Origin of the sequence: Lysobacter sp. ISL-50 (genome assembly GCF_018612875.1) — a bacterium.
Classification (GTDB): Bacteria; Pseudomonadota; Gammaproteobacteria; order Xanthomonadales; family Xanthomonadaceae; genus Lysobacter.
In genome coordinates, this window is record NZ_JAGGRI010000010.1 from 152,798 (window position 1) to 174,086 (window position 21,289).

Below are 21,289 nucleotides of genomic sequence, written 5' to 3' on the forward strand. Positions count from 1 at the left end.
CGCCGGGGGATTTGCTTCTTCTCAAGCTAAGAGCAAATCCCCCCTACCCCCCTTTTTCAAAGGGGGGAACAGCCACGAGAGCTGGAACTAGCGAGGCACATTGCCGCCACCCGTCGAAGCGCACGTCAGCGCAGCGATTGTTATCCTGCGTGAGTTTCAACCCGCCAGGTCGCACATGTCCGAATCCACCGCACTTCCTTCCGGCCCGGTCGCCTTCATCGGCGGCGGCAACATGGCGCGCAGCCTGATCGGCGGCCTGGTCGCGCGCGGTTTCGCGCCCGCCAAGATCCGCGTGGCCGAGCCGGTCGAGGCCTTGCGCACTGACCTGCAGCGCGATTTCGGCGTGGCCTGCTTCGACAACGCGCAAGCGGCGGCCGAGGGCGCGGCGCTGTGGCTGCTGGCGGTCAAGCCGCAGGTGATGCGCGAGGTCTGCGCTGCCCTGGCCGCGCAGGCGCGCGCGCAGCGGCCGCTGGCGATTTCCATCGCCGCCGGCATCACCGCCGGACAACTCGACCGCTGGCTCGGCGGCGAGGTCGCGGTGGTGCGGGCGATGCCCAATACGCCGGCGCTGCTCGGCGCCGGCATCACCGGTCTGTACGCCAACGCCGCCGCAAAGTCGCGATTCGAACAGGCCGCCGGCCTGCTCGCCGCGGTCGGCCCGACCGTGCGCATCGACGATGAGGCGCAGATGGACGCGGTCACGGCGGTGTCCGGCAGCGGCCCGGCCTATGTGTTCCTGCTCGCCGAAGCCATGCAGCAGGCCGGCGTGGCGCAGGGCCTGAGCGCGGAAGCGGCGCGCGCGTTGGTCCAGCAGACGCTGTTCGGCGCGGCGACCATGCTCACCCGCAGCGAAGAACCGGCCGAGGTGCTGCGCGCGCGCGTGACTTCGCCCGGCGGCACCACCCAGGCCGCGATCGAAACCTTCGAAGCCGGCGGCTTCCGTGCCCTGGTCGATCGCGCGATCGCCGCGGCGACCGAGCGCGGCCGGCAATTGTCGGCGGCGAACGAATGACGACGCACCGCCGCCTGCTGGCATCGATGCTGTGCGCAGGCGCGCTGCTGAGCGGCTGCGGACGCGAAGCCTCGACGCCGTCGCCACAGGGCGGCCACACCGCCAGCAACGAAGCGGTGCGCGTCGGCGATGTGGTCATGAACATCAGCGCGATCCAGACCGACAAACTGCCGGCGCAGATCGTGCAACGCTACGGCGCCGAGCGTAACGCGCGCACCGTGCTGATCGTCGTCGCCACGCGTTTCGGCGAGGATGCCGCCGCCACGTCGGTGCCCCTGGACAAGGTGCAGGTGGTCGTCACCGATCTGCTCGGCCGTAAGCAGGAGATCGCGATGCGCGAAGTGCGCGACGGCGACTCGATCGATTACGTCGGCACGGCCACGGTATCGCCGCCGGATACCCTGCGTTTCCAGGTCAAGGCATCGAACAGCCACGGCATCTATCCGGCGCAGTTCAACCGGGATTTCTTCTAAGGGCCGTTCGCAACGCGACGCCGCCCCGGGCTCACTCCCCCGGCAGCTTTCCGTTACGCGTCAACGCATCCACCCGCCGTTGTTCGTTGGCGTCGAAGCGCGCGAGCAGCGCGTCCAGCCGCTGCTGACGCTGCCTCTGGTTGAGCGCGTTGTCGGCGAGCACGCTCTGGCGCTGCGCGGCATAACTGCGCAGCCGCAGTTGCCATTGCGCGCGGCGCTGATCCAGTTCGCTCAGGCGCTGCGCGGCCTGCGCGCCGAATTGCGCTTCGCGCTCGGCATAACGGGTGGCGGCATCGACGCCGGCGAGTTCGAATTCGCGGTTCTGCCGCAGCGCCGCGTCCAACTGCGCCGCCTGCGGCGTCGCATCGCCCGACATGGCGTTGAGCTCGGCCAGGCGCCGGTTGCGTTCGGCCTCGCTCAAGCCGCGCTCGGCCAACAGTTTGCTGCGCGCGTCGGCCAGTTCGAAGGCGCGCTCTTCTTCCGCGTACCAGGCATCGGCGAGGGCCTCGCCCAGGCGTTCGCGACGCAGCGAGCGCACTCGCGCGAAGGTGCGCTCGCGGTCGTCGCCGGCCTGCGCCAGCGTCACCGAATCGTGTTCCAGCAGCAGATACGCATCGAACCACGCCAGCACCGTCGCCAACGCCGGCGGCGCCAATCGCGATTGCAGATGTTCGAGCAAGGCCGAGCGGATCGCTTCGGGCGACTGCTCGCCGCTGCGGCTCAGGAAATAATCGAACAAACGGCGCAGTTCGCGATCCGGAATCGGCTGGCCTTGCGCGTCCAGACGCACCGCGCCGTCCACGTCGGTATCGCGCAGCGAGTCGCCTGCGGCGACGACGACCGGATCGGCGCTGGGGCTGCGCTCGCCGCTCAGGTCGGGATCGGAAATGCGTCCCGCCGGCCCGCTGCTGACCACCGGCGCCGCCCACAGCCGCGGCGTTTCGAACCAATACCCGACCGTGAAGATTCCCGCGATCGCCAGCACCGCGGCGCAAGCCATCGCGATGATCGATGCGGCCGAGCGCATGGCTTACAGGCCCGCGTTCTTGAGCCGGTTGACCTGCGTGCGGTAGACGCTGGTCGGGTTCGAGCTGAAAACGCCGCGCAGGCCGGCGATCTGGTTGACCTCGTCGAGATGATTCCAGTCGTAGTCGTCGCGGATCACCTGGCCCCAATGCGAGGAACAGCGACCGACCAGGCCGTCGTTGGCTTCGCCGCCGAACAACAGGCCGCCGGCGATCATCGCGAGGTCGGAGCCGTCGAAGAAGTTCGTCGAGTTCGAAGTGCCGCCGAAGGAGTAGTAGGCGATCGCGTTGACCTTCGCCGCGCCCGCGCCGCAGGCCGTCACCGGCTTGCCTTGCGGATAGCGCGCGTTGAAGCGCGCCGCGCCGGCGCTGTCGAGCGCCTTGAGCGCCGCCAGCGAATCCTGGCTGTTGTTGCTGCCCGAAAGCAATCCGATCAGATCGGCGAAGGCGTTGACGAACGACGCCACCAACGGCCGCAGCGGCGAGCCTTCGGGCAGCGCGGTGCCGACGAAATCGGCGACCTTGCTGCCGGCGTGCGGCGAGCCGACCGAGGTCATCGACGCGACCAGATCCGGACGCACCGAGGCGACATAGCGCGCGGTCGGGCCGCCCTGGCTGTGGCCGATCAGATTGAACTTGGTGTAGCCGTGCAGGGCCTGCAGGGTTTCGAGCTGATCGATCAGTTCTTCGCCGCGCACTTCATTCGAGTCGGCCGCGGTGACTTGGGCCACGTAGACCGCAGCGCCGCCGGAGCGCAAGGCTTGCGGGATACCGAACCAGTAGTCGTAGACGCCGCCGATGGCGTCGAAGCCGAACAGGCCGTGCACCAGCACCACCGGGTAGCGGGTCTTGGTGTAGTCGTCGGCCGACGCGGGGAACGCGCTGGCGCACAGCAGTACCGCCAGCAGCAACGGCGCGCCGAGCAGGCGGCCCAGATGGAGTCGCGACATGATCCCTCCCGATCGTGCATGGACGTCGGCAACCCGACGGCTCGACTGTACGAATGGGTATGGAACACACACGCCGCGCTGCACCATAGCCGCGTGAATTGTGACTTCGGGATATGAATAGGTCTTGGCGAAGCGGAATTCGGCACACAAATTGCTGCGCTGCGGCGAAATTGCGCGCTCCGGGCGTCCGCGCCTGCCTCGCGCTGATCCGCTGGGTGACCGACAATTCCCCTCCCGCCATCAGCCGTTGGATTCATGGGCCCGCAACGCATCGTCTGCCTCACCGAGGAACCCACCGAGACCTTGTACCTGCTCGGCGAGCAGCACCGGATCGTCGGCATCAGCGGCTTCACCGTGCGCCCGGCGATCGCGCGCAAGGAAAAGCCCAAGGTCAGCGCCTTCACCAGCGCCAAGATCGGCGAAATCCTCAAGCTGCGGCCCGACTTCGTCGTCGGTTTTTCCGACATCCAGGCTGAGATCGCCAGCGAGCTGATCAAGCACGGCGTCGAGGTGTGGATCAGCAATCACCGCAGCGTCGAGGGCATCGTCGATTACGTGCGCCGGCTCGGCGCGCTGGTCGGCGCCGGCGATCGCGCGGCGGAACTGGCCGCCGGTCTGGAACGCCGCATCGCCGCCGCGCGCGAACGCGCCGCCACGCTGCCGCGGCGGCCGCGGGTGTATTTCGAAGAATGGGACACGCCGCAGATCACCGGCATCCGCTGGGTGTCGGAGCTGGTCGGGATCGCCGGCGGCGACGACGTATTTCCCGAACACGCGGCGATGTCGCTGGCGCGCGACCGCATCCTGGCCGATCCGCTGGAAGTCGTGCGGCGCGCGCCGGATCTGATCCTGGGCAGTTGGTGCGGGAAGAAATTCCGTCCCGAACAGGTCCTCGCGCGTCCGGGCTGGGACGCCGTGCCGGCGGTGCGCGACGGCGAACTGCATGAGATCAAGTCGCCGATCATCCTGCAGCCGGGACCGGCGGCGTTGACCGCGGGGCTGGATGCGTTGGGCGATGTGATTCAGGGCTGGGCGGCGCGGCGGCGCGGGGACAACGCGGCGCGTTAGTTCGTCATCCGGCTGGCATGCCGCTCGCGGGCGTTGCCGCGAGGTCTTTTTGGGGGCTTCAACTCCGATGCTGTTCGGCCGGATCGTCGCGGCGGATCGAAAGGCATCGGGGCTGAAGCCCCTCCCACAACAAACTTCCAGCATTCGGCGAGCGACTGCGCACGGCTCAGGCATCCAGCGCACTGGCGATCCGCTGCCAAGCGCCGCCACGAAGTCTTTTGTAGGAGGGGCTTCAGCCCCGATGCTCTTCGGCCAGATCACCGCGGCGGATCGAAAAGCATCGGGGCTGAAGCCCCTCCCACAACAAACTTCCAGCATTCGGCAAGCGACCGCGCGCGATGACCTCATCCGGCTAACCGATCACTCGCGCCAAGCGCTGCCACGAGGTCTTTTGTAGGAGGGGCTTCAGCCCCGATGCTCTTCGGCCAGATCACCGCGACGGATCGAAAAGCATCGGGGCTGAAGCCCCTCCACAACAAACTTCCAGCATTCGACAAGCGACCGCGCACGGCTCAGGCATCCAGCGCACTGGCGATCCGCTGCCAAGCGCCGCCACGAAGTCTTTTGTAGGAGGGGCTTCAGCCCCGATGCTCTTCGGCCAGATCACCGCGGCGGATCGAAAAGCATCGGGCTGAAGCCCCTCCCACAAAAGAAGCTCGCCTCGAACCTGGAACGCATCGTCTCAGACCAACGTGCGGCGGAAATACACCACCCGTTCGGTCTCCTCGAATCCGCAGCGCTCATGCGCCCGATGCGCCCGCGGGTTGTCGAGCAAGGCGTCCGAAGCCAGTTCGCTACAGCCGCGCTCGCGCGCCCAAACCGCGACCGCATCGATCAAGGCGCGGCCGACGCCGCGATGCCGCCGCTGCGGCCGCACATACCAGCCTTCAAGAAACGCCACCGGCGAACTGTCGGTGCCGTTGACATAATCCGTGCGCAGGCTGGCTTCGGCGAAACCGAACAACCCGCCGCCCTCATCGACCGCCACGAACGCGGCGAAGCGTTCGCCGCGCGCCAGCATGCCTTCGATATCGTCGGCGTGCACCGACGGATCTGCATTCGGCCATAAGGCTTGGCGCAATTGCGCCCACGCGTGCAGATCGGCCCGCGCCGCCGCGCGCACGACCCAAGCTTCGCTCACGGATACAGCATCCGCTTGGACCATTCGCCGGCGCGGTCGCATTCGTACAACCAGCGCTCGTGCAGGCGGAAGTCGGCGCCGTACCAGAACTCGATCTTGTCCGCGCGCACGCGCAACCCGGTCCAGCGCGGCGGGCGGGGCACTTCGCGGCCTTCGAATTTCGCTTCGACTTCGGCCAGACGCTGCTCGAAGCTGGCGTGATCGGGCAAGGTCTCCGACTGCTTCGACGCCCACGCGCCCAACTGGCTGCCGCGCGCGCGGGTGGCGAAGTAGGCATCGGCCTCGCCGTCGCCGACGATTTCCACCGCGCCTTCGATGCGCACCTGCACGCCGTGGCGCACGCGCGGCCAGTGGAACAGCAGCGCCGCATGCGGATTGGCCTGCAGCTCGCGGCCCTTGCGGCCGTCCAGATGGGTGTAGAAGACGAAACCGCGCGCGTCGTGCGCCTTCAGCAGCACCGTGCGCAGCGACGGCCGCGCATCGAGCGAGGCGGTGGCGACGCTCATCGCGGTCGGATCGGGCTCGCCGGCGGCGCGCGCTTGTTCGAACAGCGCGTCGAAGGTGGCAAGGGCTTCGTCGAGGAGGGGGGCGGTCGGGTTCATTGCGCTATTGTGATCCCATGTCGCCGCGTCCGCATCCGTCCGCCGCAATCGGCAAATCCGCCGCGCCCGAGCCGGCGCGCGCAAGCGGCTTCAATGCGGATTTCGTCGCCCGCGTGCTCGACAACGCGCTCGCCTCCAAGGCCCGCGTCTACGCGATCTGCGGCCTGCAGGGCAGCGGCAAATCGACGCTGGCCGCGCAGCTCGCCGCGGCGGCGCACGCACGCGGGCTGCGCACGGCGGTGCTGTCGATCGACGATTTCTACCTCGGCCGGCGCGAACGCCTGCGACTGGGCCGGCGCGTGCATCCGCTGCTGGCCACACGCGGCCCGCCCGGCACCCACGAGGTCGCCCTGGCCTGCGACGTGCTCGACCGCCTGCGCGACGGCCACGCCGTGCGCCTGCCGCGCTTCGACAAGCTGCGCGACACGCGTTTGCCGCCGGCGCGTTGGGCGCTCGCGCAGGCGGTCGATCTGACCGTGTTCGAAGGCTGGTTCCTCGGCACCCCGGCCCAGGACGAGGCTGAGCTGCGCGCACCGGTCAACGCGCTGGAGCGCGAGCAGGACCCGGACGGCATCTGGCGCGGCTACTGCAATCGCGCCCTCGCCCAGGATTACCCCGCCTTGTGGTCGCGTCTGCAGCGCATGCTGTTCCTGCGCCCGCCCGGCTTCGACATCGTGCTGGAATGGCGCTGGCAACAGGAACAAGCGCTGCAGGCGCGCCGGCCGCGGGCACAGGCGATGCGCCGCGCGCAGGTCGAGCGCTTCGTGCGCGTGTTCGAGCGGGTCAGCCGGCAGGCCTTGGCGCGGCTGCCGGACATCGCCGACTGGACGGTGGATCTGGACCGGCAGCGGCGGGTGCTTGCATCGCGGCCTGATGCAGGCCGGGCCGTCTAACGCCCGGCCCGTCCGGCATAAGCGCTCCCGCCCTCACTTCACCACGAAGGTGACCTTCAGGTTGACCCGCCATTCGCGGATGTTGCCGTTCTCGTCGGTGACGACCTTGATCTCGTTGACCCAGGCGCCCTGGATGTTCTTGACCGACTCGGCGCACTTGGCCAGGCCGGACTTGACCGCGTCCTCGACGCCGGTGCTGGAAGAGGTGGTGAGCTCGATGACCTTGGCGACCGACATGGGCTTTCTCCTTGGGGAACGGGCATAAGTGAGGCGCCGCCGTCGCGGCGGCGCGCAGGTCCGGCGCCGAACGCGCGGCGACGTGGCCCCGAGCCTAGGCGCGGCCGCGTTAAGGCCACGCAAGCGCGGGCGCCGCGTGCCCTACAATCGGCGCATGAATCCGGCCAGCAATCTGATCCTGGTCGGCCCGATGGGGGCCGGCAAAACCTGCATCGGCAAGCGCCTGGCCGAACGCTTCGGCCTGCGCCTGCTCGATGCCGACCGCGAAATCGAGCAACGCACCGGCGCCAGCGTCGCGGCGATCTTCGAGCACGAAGGCGAAGCCGGTTTCCGCGCCCGCGAAAGCGCGGTGCTGGCCGAACTGCTGGCCGGCGACGGCCTGCTGCTGGCGACCGGCGGCGGCGCGGTGCTGGCCGAGGACAACCGGCGCCTGCTGCGCGAGCGCGGCTACGTCGTGCAACTGCTGGTCAGCGTGGAGCAGCAGCTCGAACGCCTGGCGCTGGATCGCAGCCGTCCGCTGCTGGCCCGCGGCGATCGCGAACAGGTGCTGCAGCAACTGGCGCTTACGCGCGCGCCGCTGTACGCGCAGGTCGCCGATCTGCGCTTCGACACCGGCGCCATGAGCGCCGCCGACGCCGCGCTCAAGCTGGCGCTCGAACTCGATCTTCACTGGCGGCGTCCGCCGCCGCCGTCTTCTTCAGTGTCCGGAGTCAATGCATGAGCGCGGTACGTAAGGTCGAGGTCGCCGGCGAGAACGGCTACAGCATCGAGATCGGCCCCGGCCTGCTCGAAGACGGCGCACGCCTGAGCAAGCCCCTGCGCGGACGCCATGCCTTGATCGTCAGCGACGGCAATGTCGCGCCGCTGTATCTGGACGGCGTCGAGGCGACGCTGCGCGCGGCCAGGCCGGGCCTGACCCTGGCGCGGTTCGTGATGCCGCCGGGCGAGCACGAAAAAACCCTGGCCCGTTTCGGCGAATGCCTGCACGCGCTGGCCGCGCTCGGCGCGACCCGCGACGCGACCGTGGTCGCCCTGGGCGGCGGGGTGATCGGCGATCTCGCCGGCTTCGCCGCGGCCTGCTGGATGCGCGGGATCGATTGCGTGCAGTTGCCGACCACGTTGCTGGCGATGGTCGATTCCTCGGTCGGCGGCAAGACGGCGGTCGACCTGCCGAGCGGCAAGAATCTGGTCGGCGCCTTCCATCCGCCGCGCGCGGTAATCGCCGACACCGCCGCGCTGCGCAGCCTGCCCGAGCGCGAACTGCGCGCGGGACTGGCCGAAGTGGTCAAGTACGGCGCGATCTTCGACGCCACGTTCCTGGATTGGCTGGAAGCGCACGCCGACGCCCTGCTCGCCCGCGACGACGAGGCCCTGGCCGAGGCGATCGCGCGCAGTTGCGCGTACAAGGCCGAAGTGGTGGCGCGCGATCCGTTCGAACGCGGCGATCGCGCCATGCTCAACTTCGGCCACACCTTCGGCCACGCAATCGAAACCGAACAAGGCTACGCCGGCACCAGCGGCGACGGCCTCAACCACGGCGAAGCGGTCGCGGTCGGCATGGTGCTGGCCGCGCGGTTGTCCGCCGCGCTGGGCCGCGCGAGCCTCGCCGATGCCGAGCGCCTGCAGCGCCTGCTGCAACGCCTGGGCCTGCCGACCGCGATTCCGCCCGGACTGCCGCCGCAGGCGCTGCTCGCGCGCATGCGCCTGGACAAGAAGGCCGACGCCGCCGGCCTGCGCTTCGTGCTGTGGGACCGCGCGGGCGCGGCGCGGATTGTGTCGGGCGTGGCGGATGACGATGTGCTGGCGGTGCTCGCCGCCTGAGGCGCCACCGATGCGGCGAGCGCGCACTACCGCTCGCCGCATCGCCGCCCCGCGACGCGCGACGCGCGCCGGTTTCAGCCCGGCCAGCCGGCCGCGTGCCGCAGATACTCGATATGCCCGTCCTGCAACTCGGTGATGTACACCGTGGTCAGGATCGGATGATCGCCCCACACCAGGCCGCAACGCGTATTGACCGGATTGACGCCGGCATCGCGCTGGGCGTACTGCACCTGCGGGTAATCCGGCTGGCCGACGTTGTCGGCGATGCTCAAGGCCCAATGCTCCCAGGTGTACCAATGTTCGGACGCCATCACGATCGCATAGCGCGTGGGCGCGGTGCCGTTTTGGTCTGACAACGTCAACCCGGCGAGAATCATGCTCAAGCGCGCCAACGCGCCGGTGCAGGCTTCCTGCGCCGCGTCGTCGAGATCGATGAACGCTTCCTGGAAGTTATCCGCGAACACCTGCGCCTGGGCATCGGCGCCGGCGTCGTCGAAGGTGTCGTGCACCCACGCCACGAAGCCGGGATTCATGCCGGTCATGATGCCGCCGTCGTTGAGGGTGACGGCCTGCTCGAAGATCGTCGGCGGCGTGTTGGCGGCGAAACCGCCGGGACCGCCGAACAGGGCGAAGCCCCAGCACGGCGACTCCGGATACGGATCGGGCCAGTCCTGATCGATTTCAGTGCCGGCATCGAGTTCTTCTGCGGCGAGTCCTCGCAACTGCGCGTTGGTCAGTACCGGCATGGGTCGGGCTCCTGGGATGGAAAGTCGGCGCAAGCGATACCTGCGCGTCACTGCATCCAACGTGGCCCGACGGTGCCTGTGAATCCAGCGCGGCCACGATCGATCGGTGGCGAGGGCCGTAACTACAACGCGCTTCACACAAGCCGCACCGTCTCGTTCTTCCGCCATGCACCGACCACACCGGGGGACTCGCGACGCATGGCCTTGAACCCGCTTCATCTGCTGCTTTTGCAAGGCGCGGCGACCCGGCAGGCACGCGGGTCCGGCGCGCCGGCCGCGCCCGCCTCGACGACCGCCGCTTCAGCCGCTTCCACCCCAACCAGCAAGGAACCGATCGTGGCCAATCAATTCGAATTCCTCGACAAGCACTTCGATCCCACCGACATTCCCGAGGTCGCCGCGCAGACCGCGTACGAGCGCTTCGGCAACTACCCCAACGCGCGCGTCAGCACGGTGATCTTCGGCATCGGCTGGACCGTGCTGACCGATTCGATCAAGCACGCGGTGCTGAACTACGTCAACGGCGGCGTCTACGGCAATTCGGCCTACGCCACCTTGGACATGGATCGCAATCAGTGGAACATCGTCCTGACCGGACTGCAGTTCGTGAACGCCACGCGCACCGTGGTGCGCGGGCGTTCGGAGTATCAGATCGACGAGTACAACAACGGCTCGATCTTCGTCAAAGCCGAAGCGATCGGCGGGCAGTTGCTGGGCGACGTAGTGCATCTGGACACCGGCTTCGGCACCTGGGTCCAGGAGATCAAGCTGAAGAACTCCGCGAGTTTCTGATCGCAGCGGCCGGCGCGATGATCGCCGGCAGTGCGAGCCGTCCGCATCGGCCCGATGCAGACGGCGATCGCCCGATGGCTCAGGCCGCGGCCTTAGCCCGCGCCCGCGCGCGCTGGTTCGACGCGTAGGGATTGTCGATCTGCAGCGTGGCGCCTTCGCGCACCGCGGCGATCCATTCCTCGGTGCTGGCGACCGCGGCGAAGCGGCTTTGGAACACCACGGCGAAGACGCGATGGATTTCTTCCGCGCTGACGTGGCCGGCGCTGTTCTCGTACGACAGCGAGCCGGTGGCATCGTTGAGGAATTCGACGTGATAGCCCAGATGCGCGGCCTCGAACACGGTCGAGGCGTCGCAGTTGTGGGTCATGTAGCCGATCACGCTGATCGTGTCGATGCCGTTGCGCTGCAGCCAGTCGTTGAAGTCGGTGCCGGCGAAGACGCTGGGCAGGTTCTTCTCGATGTAGTGATCGCGCGGCCGCGAGGCGACGACTTCGTTGAGTTCCCAACCCGGGCGGCCCTTGTCGAACACCGGGGTGCCCGCCGGCGCGGTGTTCTGCACCACCACCACCGGGATGCCGGCGGCGCGCGCGGCGTCCATCGCGCGGCCGACGTTGGGCAGGGTGCGGCTGACCGGCGGGTACTCGATCGGCAGGCCGTCGGCGAAGTAATCGTTCTGCACGTCGATGACGACCAGGGCGCGTTTGCGGGTGATGTGGCTCATGGCGGACTCCGTAGCGGTGGGTTGGAAAGTGGGGCCATTGTTGGCCTCGCCCGGTTCCGGCGACAGTGACCCGAACGACAATATTCGATAGAATCGGGCCATGAGCACCGACACCCCTCTGGCCCGCCTGGCGGTGGTCGCTTTCGACCGCATCAGCCCCTTCCACCTGTCCGTGCCCTGCCTGGTGTTCGAGGACCGCGGCGAGCTCGACCTGCCGCCGTTCGAGCTGCGCGTATGCGCGACCGAGCCCGGGCCGATCCGTACCCGCGCCGGTTTCAGCATCGGCGCCGCGCACGGGCTGAAGACGCTGAGCTGGGCCGACACGGTGATCGTGCCGTCGTGGCGCGATGCCGACGAGCGCGCGCCCGAGCCCTTGCTCAGGGCGCTGCGCCGCGCGCACGAACGCGGCGCGCAGATCGTCGGCTTGTGTCTGGGCGCGTATGTCCTGGCGCAGGCCGGACTGCTCGACGGCCGCCGCGCCACCACCCACTGGAGCTGGAGCGAACACTTCGCCGCACGCTATCCGCAGGTGCAACTGCAGCGCGATGTGCTGTACGTCGACGACGGCCGCATCACCACCTCGGCCGGCACCGCCGCGGCGCTGGACTGCTGCCTGCACCTGTTGCGGCGCCGTCACGGCGCGGAGATCGCCAATCGCGTCGCGCGCCGGCTGGTGGTGGCGCCGCACCGTCAGGGCGGGCAGGCGCAGTACATCGAACAACCGCTGCCGGCCTCGGCGCAGGACGACCGCCTGGCCGCGGTGCTGGCCTGGGCGCTGGCGCACCTGGATGAGCCGCACAGCCTGGACGCGCTGGCCGAGCGCGCCCTGATGAGCCGGCGCACCTTCACCCGCCGCTTTCGCGACAGCACCGGCACCACGGTCGGCGAATGGCTGGCCGGGCAGCGTCTGGCGCGCGCGCAACGGCTGCTGGAAACCAGCGATCACGGCCTGGACGCGATCGCGGCCGACACCGGCTTCGGCACCGCGGCCTCGCTGCGCCAGCACTTTTCGGCGCGGCTGGGCACCTCGCCTTCGGCGTATCGGCGCGGCTTTCGCGGCGCTTGAGGGCGCCGCCGCCGGGCCGCTCGCCTGGCGGGCAAACCCGCGAATCGGTTCGAACCGGCCGCGGCCAGCCCCGTGGCTGCAACGCAGCGGCGTGCGGACCGCGACATCGCGCCCACCCGGCCGCGCCCCGGCAGCCGCTACAATCGCCCGGTGCGCCTACTTCTCCAACAACGGCCCGACGGCCGCGAAGCCCCGCGCTTCGTGCAACTGATGCTGCAGCCCGACTTGCTCGGCGGCTGGGCCCTGGTGCGCGAGACCGGTCAGATCGGCGGCCGCAGCACGGTCCGGCGCGAGCAGTTCATGGACCACGACAGCGCCCTGGCCGCGCTGGAACATGCGCGCGACCAGCAGCTCAAGCGCGGGTTCCAGCTGATGTTCAGTCAGGGCGCCGAAGCGCCGCGATGAAGCGTCGGCTGGGGCGCCCGGTTTGGGCGGGAAGAGCGAATCCCCCCTGGCCCCCCTTTTTCAAAGGGGGGAACGCGTCATGTCGAGACATGACTACGGCAAACACGTCGCTTCGTCCGAACCGCGCAACCACAAACCACACCGAACCCACCTACCGGGTTCCCCCCTTTGAAAAAGGGGGGCCAGGGGGGATTCGCTCTTCGCTCTTCGCCGGCATCCCCGGGCCCACCCCACACCGATCCCCTTCCCCATTGATGGCGCCCACCCGCCACGGTTATCCATGTCCAGCCCAATCCTGACCAACGATCGTTTCCTGCGCGCCCTGCGCCGCCAGCCCGTCGACCGCACCCCCGTGTGGCTGATGCGCCAGGCCGGCCGCTATCTGCCCGAGTACCGCGCCACCCGCGCCCAGGCCGGCAGCTTCCTCAACCTGGCGAAGAATCCCGAACTGGCCTGCGAAGTCACCCTGCAGCCGCTGCGCCGCTTTCCGCTGGACGCGGCGATCCTGTTCTCGGACATCCTCACCGTGCCCGATGCGATGGGCCTGGGCCTGTATTTCGCCGACGGCGAAGGCCCCAAGTTCGAACGCCCGATCCGCAGCGCCGCCGACATCGCCAAGCTGGCCGTGCCCGACATGGAAACCGAGCTGCGCTACGTGATGGACGCGGTGCGCACCATCCGCCGCGAGTTGAACGGCTCGGTGCCGCTGATCGGTTTCTCCGGCAGCCCGTGGACGCTGGCCTGTTACATGGTCGAAGGCGGCGGCAGCGACAACTACTCCAAGGTCAAGGCGCTCGCGCTCAACGACCCGGCGGCGATGCACCGCCTGCTGAGCGTGATCACCGATGCGGTGATCGCCTACCTCAAGGCCCAGCACGCCGCCGGCGCGCAAGCGCTGCAGGTGTTCGACACCTGGGGCGGCGTGCTCTCGCCGAGCATGTACCGCGAATTCTCGCTGCGCTATCTGCAGCGCATCGCCGCGGAGCTTTCGCGCGGCGAAGGCGAGGCGCGCGCGCCGTTGATCCTGTTCGGCAAGGGCAACGATCCCTACCTGGAAGAACTCGCCGGCAGCGGCGCGGAAGCGGTCGGCGTGGACTGGACCATCGGCCTGGGCGAAGCCGCGCGCCGAATCGGTTCGCACGTGGCGCTGCAGGGCAATCTCGATCCGGTCACGCTGTACGCGTCGCCCGAAGCGATCCGCACCGAAGTCGGACGCGCGCTCGACGATTACCGCGACGGCAACGGCGGCTCGCGCGAAGGCCACGTGTTCAACCTCGGTCACGGCATGTCGCCGGACATGTCGCCCGAGCATGTCGCCGTGTTGGTGGATGCAGTGCACACATTAAGCGCGCGCTGATCACATCCATTATGTCTTTGAAAAAAACCGGTGCTCTCACCGGTTTTTTTTCTCGTACCATGCGGCCGTCAACCCGACCGGGACCGCCTCATGTCATCGATCCGAAGCCTCGCCCTCGGCGCCGCCGCGCTGGCCGCCCTCCTCGCCGCGCCCGCGGTTTCGGCGCAGACCACGCTGCTGCATATCGACTACGAAACCGGCACGCTGGATTCGGGCATCCCTGGATTGATCGGCACCGAAGCCCCCGCCGCCGATGCCGCGACGATCGCGAGCGACCAGCCGCGCTCCGGCCGCTTCGCCATCGCGCACAAGGTCACGCTGCGCAACCCGGATTACGTTTCGTTCGGCGCGCCGCGCAGCGAAAGCACGGCCGGACAGGTCGCCGCCGGCGCAACCCGGCCCGGTCAGTACGCGCCCGGCCAGCATCGCCTGTACACCTTCAGCCTGATGCTCAAGGATTGGGAGCCGTGGCTGGCCACCTCGGGCTCGGCGCCGCTGGACATCCTCTGGCAGTTCAAGCATTTCAGCGGCGGCCCCGACCTGATGATCGGAGTCAGGCGCAACCAGATGCTGCTGCGCTACGCGGATAAGCAAGTGGTGCTGGTCGACGACGTGCGCCTGCACAACAATCGCTGGATCGACTTCAGATTCGACATCGTCTGGGCCAAGGACGCCGCCGGCCGCTTCACCGCCGAGGTGCGCCTGGACGATCAGGCCGACTACGTGCGCAAGGCGGAAGAAACCGCGTTCGCGACCTTCAATCCCGCCTACACCGGCACCGCCGGAACCATTCAATGGGGTTTGTACCGGCCCGATTCGGAACAATTCCCGGCCGCGGCGCTGACGCGGATGGTCTATCACGACGACATCACCGTGACCCAATTGCCCTGAGCGATGCGCGCCACGCCGGCGCTGTCGCCGGCACCCTTCTCCCGGCAACGGGAGAAGGGTGGTTACAAAGAATCAACCCGGCTCAGGGATTCCAGCAATTGCCCTGCTGGCTGTCGATGTAGGCCCAGAAACGAGTAGTGCTGTCGATATTGCCGTAGGCGTAGCCGTACCAACTGAAATGGCCGTGGCCGGCGATCTTGTAGCCCGGCCCGAGTTCGGCGCGGCATACCGCGTTGGCGTCGGCCAGACTGGTCAGCGAATCGCCGCGCACCGCGCGGGTCAGAGCGATGTTGCCGCGTCCCCACGAATTATAAAAATCGGTGGTGACGCCGGCCGGCACCGGCGAGCCGTCTTCTTTCACGCACAGCACCGGCAAGCGGGTCGAGCACACGGTGTCGCCGACGTAGGGATCGCATTCGTTCGCGCCGTTGCTGTAGCCGCAGCCGATATGGTCGACGCCGATGTTCAGATGCGTGACCTTGCGCCAGGTCAGGCCCTTGCCGCCGGCGGCGCCGGCCGATAACGCGGTGGATGCAGCGACTACAGCGAGCAACGCGACGAGCGCGGATTTGGTCCGTTCCATAGTTCACCTTCCTGATGTGATGGGTGACGTGCGCTGACCGCGCACGGACATCGGACTCCAATGCTTCGATGTCGAGGCCACGCTAGTCGCGCCGATGCGATGCGCAAGTGCGCATGCATGGCGAACTCGCGGAAACGGGAGCTCTGGCACACAGGCGATTGGCCTTGCGTGATGAAAATCACGCGCGGCATCTACGCGATCGCTGCGACTGCTCAGAATCCGCATGCATCCGATGTGCATTTGCGCAAGCACACCCGGTTCGCGCCGTCTGGCCGAGGCGTTCGCCCCTCATGTGGCGGCCTGTCTGACGTCACCCCGACTGCGATACACGACTGTGAAAAAAAGTGCGCAGGCTCGTAATTCTTAACCCTCCACGGGATCTCGCCGGTAACACTGGCTTCCGCTAGTAGAGCGGCAAAGCGGCGGCGGTTGGGCTCTTTGCGGCGGGCATGGTGTTCCCCGGCGGTGGGTATAGCAAGATCGATGATGTGGTCGCCGCCGGCTTCCGTGGCGCCGGAAATGGTGCGGAAGGGATTTGGCGGACGTCTAAGATGGATGCCGCGAAGATGGAGCACATCTTCTCGGCGGATCACTTAAAAACCGGCATTATGGATTTGGGCAGTTCGAAAGAGGCGATAATGATGCAGGGTCGCGATGCGCTGATGTCGGCGGATGGCGCTGGCCGCCTGCGGGACGGAATGAATACCGTGATAACGCAAATGAATGGTCATGACGCAACGGTTAGAGCATTTTTCAAGAACGGCGAAATGCAATCGATAAATATTTTCAAGGGCACATCGGATCGGAAGGGTTATGTCGTCGACCTACGCTGAAGCGTTACGCGCAGCCTTGTTGGCTGGTGATAATTCGTTAGTCGTTTCCTTGCTGGAAGCGCGGATCAAGCAAGGTCTCGCCAGTGAAAGCGAGCGGCTGCTTTGCGGCGTCGTATTGTTGATGCCGCCACTGGCAGATTACGAAGGTGCCGCGGCGTTGTTCTCCGGGTTGCTGGGTAGCAGTCGCGGTTTCGAAGCAGCGGTGTGGGATGCCTATCGTTTCGCGGTATTGCTGCCCGACGGCGATCGGACTTTTGAGAATGTTCTGCGATCGCACGACCAATCCGCGATCGCGGCGCATATGCTGGGTTTGCTGGCCTCTGCCGATGGCGATACGGCGCAGGCCTTGACTTGCAACCGCAGGTCTCGCGCATTGCGTCCGTTCCCGTTCAATCTCGTGCAGGCGCTGAGGCTGGATTTCGCTCTGCCTTCGGCCGAAAAAGCCGTTTTCTGGCACCTTATCTCCGACTTGGTCGTCAGCACAACAGCTGAATCCGATGCCCAGGCGGGTACGGTCGAAGGCGCGCTGCAACGGCGATGGGACAACCTGATCGTGGGCACTCGCATAACCAGCCCGCTTTGGGACGAGTACCGCGCCATTTTTCGCAAGGTGTAAGCGTGCCCGCTCCGTTGTCCGAGGCTCATCAATCTTTGAGCGCGTAATCATGGGCGAGAAAATCCACCTGAGTTTCCTATGGGTTCCCTCTGGGCTCGGCGGCCATGGCGCCGAGCCCTATGCCGGCATGAGAGTCAACGTGCGTTGGCAAAAACACCTGCAGGAATGCTTGCTCAGCGTCCGCGATGCCGAATGCACTTCTTTGGAATACGACGCTGCGACGATGACGGGTACCGCCGAGCTTCAACTGAAGTCGCACGTCGACGCCAGTTGGCTGGAAAGCGGGGCTTTGCTGGAGTTGGTGAACGGGTATCGCGTCTTGGCCATCGGGAAAATTTCCTAGGCCGATTCGCGAAGCGCTCGTAACGTTTGACCGCAGCACGCAGGTGCCCATAGAACTCGTCGGGAACCTCGGCGGAACTGGCCAGGATCGCGGTCCGGCCGCGCCTTAATTCGCGGCGGGGCGCGGATTCACCAGATCGATCGCTTCGCCGAGCATCGCGCCGGTCACCGGCTTGCGCAGGAAACGGTCGAAACCGGCGGCGGCCGCCTGCGGTTCGGCATCGGCGTCGGCGCGCGCGGTCACCGCGACCAGCGGTTGGGTGAAGCCTTGCGTGCGCAGTTGCCGGGCCAGATCCAGGCCGTTGATGCCGGGCAGGTCCAGGTCGAGCAAGGCGATGTCGAAATTCGCCGTCGCCACTTCCGCCAGCGCGGCCAGGCCGTTGCCGACGTGGGTGACGCGATGGCCCTGCACGCGCAGCAGGCCGGCGATCACCTCGGCCACGGTCGGATCGTCTTCGACCAAAAGCACCGCGCGCGGCCCCATATGCAAGCCACGCAAAACAGGCTCCGGCGTCGAACCCGCCACCACCCGCGGCGGCTCCGCCGCGGGCAACGGCAAATCGAACAAGAACCGCGCCCCCTGCCCCGGCGAACTCACCACCGCGATATGCCCTTCCATCGCCGCGGCCAGTTCCTGACTGATCGCCAGCCCCAAGCCGCTACCGCCGTAACGCGCCGCGGTGCGCGCGCCTTCGGCCTGTTCGAAGCGGCGGAACAAGCGCTGCTTTTGTTCGTCGTTGAGCCCGGGACCGGTGTCGGCGACTTCGAAGCGCACGCCCTGCGGAACCAGACGCTCGACGAACACGCTGACCTTGCCCTCGTCGGTGAACTTGATCGCGTTGCCGATCAGGTTCAACAGGATCTGGCACACGCGGCTGCCGTCGCCGCGCAGGCCGCGCGGCACGTTGGCGGCGACTTCGATCTCGAAGGTCAACCCGCGCTGCTGCGCCAGCGGCCGCATCAGGTCGGTGGCCTGATCGACCAGCGCGCGCAGGTCGAAGGGCTCGTCGGCCAGCTCCAGGCGGCCGGATTCGATCCGCGCCAAGTCCAGCGCATCGTTGACCAACCGCAAGAGGTGTTCGCCAGCGCGGCGGATAGATTCCGTGTAGCCCCGCTGCTTCTGATCCAGCGGCGTATCCAGCAACAACTCGCTCATCCCCAACACGCCGGTCATCGGCGTGCGCACCTCATGCCCCAAGGTCGCCAGGAACCGCGTCTTCGCCAGCGACGCCTGCTTGGTCACTTCGCGCTCGTGTTCCGAGCGCTGCCAGGCGAGCCTGCGCTGCAGGCGATTGCGATGGGCGAGCAGTATCCAGGCCAGCACCAGCAACAACATCGCGATCGCGCCCAGCACCGCCCACCAGCTCCACCACCACGGCGAATCGACATGCAGCTCGACGATCTGGATCGGCGACCACACGTTGTCGGCGGTCTTGGCGATGATCTGCAGGCGGTAGTCGCCGGGCGAGAGTTGCGAGAACAGGCGCTCGCCGCTGGAACCGGCCTCGACCCAGCCGGGATCGTAATTGCGCAGGCGGAAGCGATAACGGTTGCTCTGCGTGCCGTTGAACGAAAGCAGCCGCACCACGATGCGCAGATCGCGATCGCCGTCGGCGATGTGCACCACCGGTATGCGCCCGGCGATCGCCTGCGCCGGATCGGGCATGAAGGTCGGGAAGGCGACGCGATCGGCGCCGCGCCGCACTTCGATGCTTTCCACGATCAGCGACGGCGCGGACCGGATCGGCCGCACCACCGCCGGATCGAACAACACCAGCCCCTCCGGACTGCCGATCAGGATGCGGCCGTCGCCCGGGCGCGGCACCGGCGCGCGCGCGAACTCCTGGCTCGGCAGGCCGTCCTTGACGCCGTACACGCGCACCGAATGCGCGAACGGATCGACCCGCACCAGGCCGCGCTTGGTCGTCATCCACACCACGCCGGCGCTGTCGGCGGTGAGGCCGCGCGCTTCGGTCGAAGGCAGGCCGTCGAGCAGGCCCAGGCCGAATTCGCGCTGCAGGCGCTGGCCGTCCCAGCGATAAGTGTCGAGCGAGCCGAAGCCGGCGATCCACAGGCGCTGCTTGCCTTCGAACACGAAAGCCTGCACGTCTTCGGCAGTGGGCGCGCCCGGCACGGTGAGGAAGCGACGGCTGTTTTCGTCCCAACGCCACAGACCGCGGCCGGCGATCCACAACTCGCCGTCGGGGCCGTTGCCGGCCAACGGCGCGGACAGATCCTTGGGCAGGCCGCGGTCGCCGAAGCTCATCGCCTCGCGCACATGGCCGTCGGCGTCGCGCGCCTGCACGTCGCCGTCGCTGCCGATCAGCCAGATCAGGTCGCGGCTTTCGACCAGTTCGACGGTGCCGCTGATCATCGCGTCGGCGCTGTGGTCCATATGCCAGTTGGCGATCGCGCGGGTGGCCGGATCGATCCGCGCCAGGCCGCCGTAATAGGTCACCCACACTTGCCCGCGGCGGTCCTGCAGCACCCGGTCCAGCGCCAGGCCGCCGCTGAAATCCTTCGCGAAATGCTCGACCGCGCCGGTTTCCGGATCGAGCCGGTCGAGCACGCCGCCGCTGCCGACCAGCCACATGTCGCCGTCGCTGGCCGCGGCGATGCCGCGCACGCTGCCGTTGGCCATCGTGGCGGGATCGTCGACGCGCCGGGTCAGCACCGAGAACTGGCGCCAGCTCGGCGGCAGATACCACAGGCCGTGGCCGTTGCTGGCGAACCACAGGCCGCCTTCGCGATCTTCGTAAGCGCCCGACCAGCTCGGCCGCACCAGTCCCTGGCTGGTGGTGCTGAACAAGGGCACCACTTCGATCCCGTCCGGGCCGCCGACGCCGAGGCCTTGCGGAAGGTCGAACCAGTACTGGCCGGTGCGATCGCGGCGCAAGACATCGACCACCTTGAACTTGGGCGCGAAGCTCGCCCACGGCGCGGCCTCGTATCGGCCGTCGGGCCGGCGCGCGCCGACACCGTGCGGCGTGCCGAACCAGGCGGTGCCGTCGTTTTCGAAGGTGATCGTGTTGACGATGTTGGAACTCAGCGCGCCGTCGGGCACGCGTTCGAAATCGTGCCCGGTCCAGCGCGCGGCGCCGGCCAGGGTGCTGATCCACAGCGTGCCGTCGGGCGCGACGGTGAGGTTGGCCACGCCTTCGCTGGGCAGGCTGCGCGCATCGCCCGGGCGCGGCATGTAGCGGCTGATCTTGCCGTCGTCGGCCATGCGGTACAGGCCGCCGCGCTCGGTGCCGAACCACAGCGCGCCGTCGGGCGTGGAGGCGATCGACCACACGGTATCGTCGGCGATGAGCGGGGTATTGCCGCGGTTGAAATAACGCCAGCGCTTGCGCTCGGTGTCGAGCATCGCCAGCCCGGCTTGCCCGGTGCCGATCCACACCCGGTTGCGCGCGTCCACGTGCACCGCCCACACGTAGTTGTCGAGCAGGCCCTGTTCGCGCTGCCAGACCCGGTAACCGGTGCCGTCGTAACGCGCCAGCCCTTCGCTGGTGGCGATCCACAGATAACCGTGGCGATCTTCGGCGATGCGGTTGACGGTATTGGACGGCAGGCCGTCGGCGACGGTGAGCTGACGCGGCCGCGGCGTTTCCGGCAGGCCGGCGAACACCGGTGCGGCCCACGCCGACATCGCGCAGGCCAGCATCAGCAGGCCGCGCAGCAGCCACGATGCGTGCGTGCATTGGTTTGCGTGCAT

23 protein-coding genes are annotated in these 21,289 nt (G+C 67.8%); 14 read left to right on the forward strand and 9 right to left on the reverse strand.

What is annotated here, in order from left to right; genetic code table 11:
• Window positions 1–175: 175 nt before the first annotated feature.
• The gene (gene proC / locus J7J50_RS07245) at window positions 176–1,012 is read left to right on the forward strand and encodes a pyrroline-5-carboxylate reductase (RefSeq protein WP_215058011.1); all 837 of its coding nucleotides are present in this window, start codon (window positions 176–178) and stop codon (window positions 1,010–1,012) included.
• Complete coding sequence (locus J7J50_RS07250; protein ID WP_215058012.1) at window positions 1,009–1,485, forward strand: DUF4426 domain-containing protein; 477 nt, start codon at window positions 1,009–1,011, stop codon at window positions 1,483–1,485. The genes proC and J7J50_RS07250 overlap by 4 nt, the downstream gene beginning before the upstream one ends.
• A 31-nt stretch (window positions 1,486–1,516) precedes the next feature.
• On the opposite strand, the gene J7J50_RS07255 is transcribed toward J7J50_RS07250, so the two are convergent.
• Complete coding sequence (locus J7J50_RS07255) at window positions 1,517–2,512, reverse strand: lipase secretion chaperone (RefSeq protein ID WP_215058013.1); 996 nt, start codon at window positions 2,510–2,512, stop codon at window positions 1,517–1,519.
• Window positions 2,513–2,515: 3 nt separating this feature from the next.
• On the reverse strand, window positions 2,516–3,460 hold the full coding sequence (locus J7J50_RS07260) for a triacylglycerol lipase (RefSeq protein ID WP_215058014.1): 945 nt from the start codon (window positions 3,458–3,460) through the stop codon (window positions 2,516–2,518).
• 255 nt (window positions 3,461–3,715) lie between these two features.
• Between J7J50_RS07260 and J7J50_RS07265 the strand changes: the two genes are divergently transcribed.
• Window positions 3,716–4,528 (forward strand): ABC transporter substrate-binding protein, encoded by an 813-nt coding sequence (locus tag J7J50_RS07265; RefSeq protein ID WP_215058015.1) that lies wholly within the window; start codon window positions 3,716–3,718, stop codon window positions 4,526–4,528.
• Window positions 4,529–5,210: 682 nt separating this feature from the next.
• On the opposite strand, the gene aac(6') is transcribed toward J7J50_RS07265, so the two are convergent.
• The gene (gene aac(6') / locus J7J50_RS07270; RefSeq protein WP_343222448.1) at window positions 5,211–5,669 is read right to left on the reverse strand and encodes an aminoglycoside 6'-N-acetyltransferase; all 459 of its coding nucleotides are present in this window, start codon (window positions 5,667–5,669) and stop codon (window positions 5,211–5,213) included.
• Window positions 5,666–6,271, reverse strand: a complete 606-nt coding sequence (gene pdxH / locus J7J50_RS07275; protein ID WP_215058017.1) for a pyridoxamine 5'-phosphate oxidase — start codon at window positions 6,269–6,271, stop codon at window positions 5,666–5,668. Before pdxH ends, aac(6') begins: the two co-directional genes overlap by 4 nt.
• Window positions 6,272–6,288: 17 nt before the next feature.
• Between pdxH and J7J50_RS07280 the strand changes: the two genes are divergently transcribed.
• Window positions 6,289–7,164 carry a kinase gene (locus tag J7J50_RS07280; protein ID WP_251044609.1) on the forward strand — a complete coding sequence of 292 codons (876 nt, stop codon included), beginning with the start codon at window positions 6,289–6,291 and terminating at the stop codon, window positions 7,162–7,164.
• A gap of 33 nt (window positions 7,165–7,197) precedes the next feature.
• On the opposite strand, the gene J7J50_RS07285 is transcribed toward J7J50_RS07280, so the two are convergent.
• On the reverse strand, window positions 7,198–7,401 hold the full coding sequence (locus J7J50_RS07285) for a dodecin family protein (RefSeq protein WP_215058018.1): 204 nt from the start codon (window positions 7,399–7,401) through the stop codon (window positions 7,198–7,200).
• 154 nt (window positions 7,402–7,555) lie between these two features.
• Here J7J50_RS07285 and J7J50_RS07290 point away from each other — a divergent pair, with 154 nt between their 5' ends.
• Together J7J50_RS07290 and aroB are read left to right on the forward strand one after the other, a co-directional pair.
• A complete protein-coding gene (locus J7J50_RS07290; RefSeq protein ID WP_215058019.1) occupies window positions 7,556–8,122 on the forward strand; it encodes a shikimate kinase in 567 nt (188 codons plus the stop codon).
• Window positions 8,119–9,222, forward strand: coding sequence for a 3-dehydroquinate synthase (gene aroB, locus J7J50_RS07295; RefSeq protein WP_215058020.1), 1,104 nt, complete (start codon window positions 8,119–8,121; stop codon window positions 9,220–9,222). The genes J7J50_RS07290 and aroB overlap by 4 nt, the downstream gene beginning before the upstream one ends.
• Window positions 9,223–9,296: 74 nt before the next feature.
• Here the strand turns inward: aroB and J7J50_RS07300 are convergent, their stop codons facing one another.
• A complete protein-coding gene (locus J7J50_RS07300; RefSeq protein WP_215058021.1) occupies window positions 9,297–9,968 on the reverse strand; it encodes a hypothetical protein in 672 nt (223 codons plus the stop codon).
• Between the two features lie 336 nt (window positions 9,969–10,304).
• Between J7J50_RS07300 and J7J50_RS07305 the strand changes: the two genes are divergently transcribed.
• The gene (locus tag J7J50_RS07305; RefSeq protein ID WP_215058022.1) at window positions 10,305–10,760 is read left to right on the forward strand and encodes a hypothetical protein; all 456 of its coding nucleotides are present in this window, start codon (window positions 10,305–10,307) and stop codon (window positions 10,758–10,760) included.
• A 79-nt stretch (window positions 10,761–10,839) separates the two neighbouring features.
• On the opposite strand, the gene J7J50_RS07310 is transcribed toward J7J50_RS07305, so the two are convergent.
• Window positions 10,840–11,481, reverse strand: a complete 642-nt coding sequence (locus J7J50_RS07310; protein ID WP_215058023.1) for a cysteine hydrolase family protein — start codon at window positions 11,479–11,481, stop codon at window positions 10,840–10,842.
• A gap of 100 nt (window positions 11,482–11,581) precedes the next feature.
• Here J7J50_RS07310 and J7J50_RS07315 point away from each other — a divergent pair, with 100 nt between their 5' ends.
• The 4 genes from J7J50_RS07315 to J7J50_RS07330 all read left to right on the forward strand — a co-directional run bounded on the left by J7J50_RS07315 (window position 11,582) and on the right by J7J50_RS07330 (window position 15,200).
• Window positions 11,582–12,547 (forward strand): helix-turn-helix domain-containing protein, encoded by a 966-nt coding sequence (locus J7J50_RS07315; protein WP_215058024.1) that lies wholly within the window; start codon window positions 11,582–11,584, stop codon window positions 12,545–12,547.
• A 150-nt stretch (window positions 12,548–12,697) separates the two neighbouring features.
• Window positions 12,698–12,952 (forward strand): WGR domain-containing protein, encoded by a 255-nt coding sequence (locus J7J50_RS07320; RefSeq protein WP_057941906.1) that lies wholly within the window; start codon window positions 12,698–12,700, stop codon window positions 12,950–12,952.
• Window positions 12,953–13,244: 292 nt separating this feature from the next.
• Window positions 13,245–14,309, forward strand: a complete 1,065-nt coding sequence (hemE, locus tag J7J50_RS07325) for a uroporphyrinogen decarboxylase (RefSeq protein WP_215058060.1) — start codon at window positions 13,245–13,247, stop codon at window positions 14,307–14,309.
• A 90-nt stretch (window positions 14,310–14,399) separates the two neighbouring features.
• Window positions 14,400–15,200 (forward strand): heparin lyase I family protein, encoded by an 801-nt coding sequence (locus J7J50_RS07330; RefSeq protein WP_215058025.1) that lies wholly within the window; start codon window positions 14,400–14,402, stop codon window positions 15,198–15,200.
• Window positions 15,201–15,282: 82 nt separating this feature from the next.
• On the opposite strand, the gene J7J50_RS07335 is transcribed toward J7J50_RS07330, so the two are convergent.
• Window positions 15,283–15,783, reverse strand: a complete 501-nt coding sequence (locus J7J50_RS07335) for a hypothetical protein (protein ID WP_215058026.1) — start codon at window positions 15,781–15,783, stop codon at window positions 15,283–15,285.
• 449 nt (window positions 15,784–16,232) lie between these two features.
• Between J7J50_RS07335 and J7J50_RS07340 the strand changes: the two genes are divergently transcribed.
• Genes J7J50_RS07340 through J7J50_RS07350 form a run of 3 tightly spaced genes read left to right on the forward strand, consistent with a single transcriptional unit; the run spans window position 16,233 to window position 17,575 of the window.
• The gene (locus J7J50_RS07340; protein WP_215058027.1) at window positions 16,233–16,616 is read left to right on the forward strand and encodes a hypothetical protein; all 384 of its coding nucleotides are present in this window, start codon (window positions 16,233–16,235) and stop codon (window positions 16,614–16,616) included.
• Window positions 16,597–17,232, forward strand: a complete 636-nt coding sequence (locus J7J50_RS07345; RefSeq protein WP_215058028.1) for a hypothetical protein — start codon at window positions 16,597–16,599, stop codon at window positions 17,230–17,232. Before J7J50_RS07340 ends, J7J50_RS07345 begins: the two co-directional genes overlap by 20 nt.
• 49 nt (window positions 17,233–17,281) lie before the next feature.
• On the forward strand, window positions 17,282–17,575 hold the full coding sequence (locus J7J50_RS07350; RefSeq protein ID WP_215058029.1) for a hypothetical protein: 294 nt from the start codon (window positions 17,282–17,284) through the stop codon (window positions 17,573–17,575).
• 105 nt (window positions 17,576–17,680) lie between these two features.
• On the opposite strand, the gene J7J50_RS07355 is transcribed toward J7J50_RS07350, so the two are convergent.
• Window positions 17,681–21,289, reverse strand: coding sequence for a two-component regulator propeller domain-containing protein (locus J7J50_RS07355; protein ID WP_215058030.1), 3,609 nt, complete (start codon window positions 21,287–21,289; stop codon window positions 17,681–17,683).

Bases quoted from the DNA above. Each gene is read 5' to 3' on its own strand.
- J7J50_RS07255 (WP_215058013.1), bottom strand. From the start codon at position 2,512: ATGCGCTCGGCCGCATCGATCATCGCGATGGCTTGCGCCGCGGTGCTG.
- J7J50_RS07250 (WP_215058012.1), top strand. From the start codon at position 1,009: ATGACGACGCACCGCCGCCTGCTGGCATCGATGCTGTGCGCAGGCGCG.
- J7J50_RS07310 (WP_215058023.1), bottom strand. From the start codon at position 11,481: ATGAGCCACATCACCCGCAAACGCGCCCTGGTCGTCATCGACGTGCAG.
- J7J50_RS07330 (WP_215058025.1), top strand. From the start codon at position 14,400: ATGTCATCGATCCGAAGCCTCGCCCTCGGCGCCGCCGCGCTGGCCGCC.
- J7J50_RS07345 (WP_215058028.1), top strand. From the start codon at position 16,597: ATGTCGTCGACCTACGCTGAAGCGTTACGCGCAGCCTTGTTGGCTGGT.
- J7J50_RS07350 (WP_215058029.1), top strand. From the start codon at position 17,282: ATGGGCGAGAAAATCCACCTGAGTTTCCTATGGGTTCCCTCTGGGCTC.
- aroB (WP_215058020.1), top strand. From the start codon at position 8,119: ATGAGCGCGGTACGTAAGGTCGAGGTCGCCGGCGAGAACGGCTACAGC.
- J7J50_RS07260 (WP_215058014.1), bottom strand. From the start codon at position 3,460: ATGTCGCGACTCCATCTGGGCCGCCTGCTCGGCGCGCCGTTGCTGCTG.
- pdxH (WP_215058017.1), bottom strand. From the start codon at position 6,271: ATGAACCCGACCGCCCCCCTCCTCGACGAAGCCCTTGCCACCTTCGAC.
- J7J50_RS07285 (WP_215058018.1), bottom strand. From the start codon at position 7,401: ATGTCGGTCGCCAAGGTCATCGAGCTCACCACCTCTTCCAGCACCGGC.
- J7J50_RS07290 (WP_215058019.1), top strand. From the start codon at position 7,556: ATGAATCCGGCCAGCAATCTGATCCTGGTCGGCCCGATGGGGGCCGGC.
- J7J50_RS07280 (WP_251044609.1), top strand. From the start codon at position 6,289: ATGTCGCCGCGTCCGCATCCGTCCGCCGCAATCGGCAAATCCGCCGCG.
- proC (WP_215058011.1), top strand. From the start codon at position 176: ATGTCCGAATCCACCGCACTTCCTTCCGGCCCGGTCGCCTTCATCGGC.
- J7J50_RS07265 (WP_215058015.1), top strand. From the start codon at position 3,716: ATGGGCCCGCAACGCATCGTCTGCCTCACCGAGGAACCCACCGAGACC.
- J7J50_RS07355 (WP_215058030.1), bottom strand. From the start codon at position 21,289: ATGCACGCAAACCAATGCACGCACGCATCGTGGCTGCTGCGCGGCCTG.
- J7J50_RS07300 (WP_215058021.1), bottom strand. From the start codon at position 9,968: ATGCCGGTACTGACCAACGCGCAGTTGCGAGGACTCGCCGCAGAAGAA.
- J7J50_RS07335 (WP_215058026.1), bottom strand. From the start codon at position 15,783: ATGGAACGGACCAAATCCGCGCTCGTCGCGTTGCTCGCTGTAGTCGCT.
- J7J50_RS07315 (WP_215058024.1), top strand. From the start codon at position 11,582: ATGAGCACCGACACCCCTCTGGCCCGCCTGGCGGTGGTCGCTTTCGAC.
- J7J50_RS07340 (WP_215058027.1), top strand. From the start codon at position 16,233: ATGGTGTTCCCCGGCGGTGGGTATAGCAAGATCGATGATGTGGTCGCC.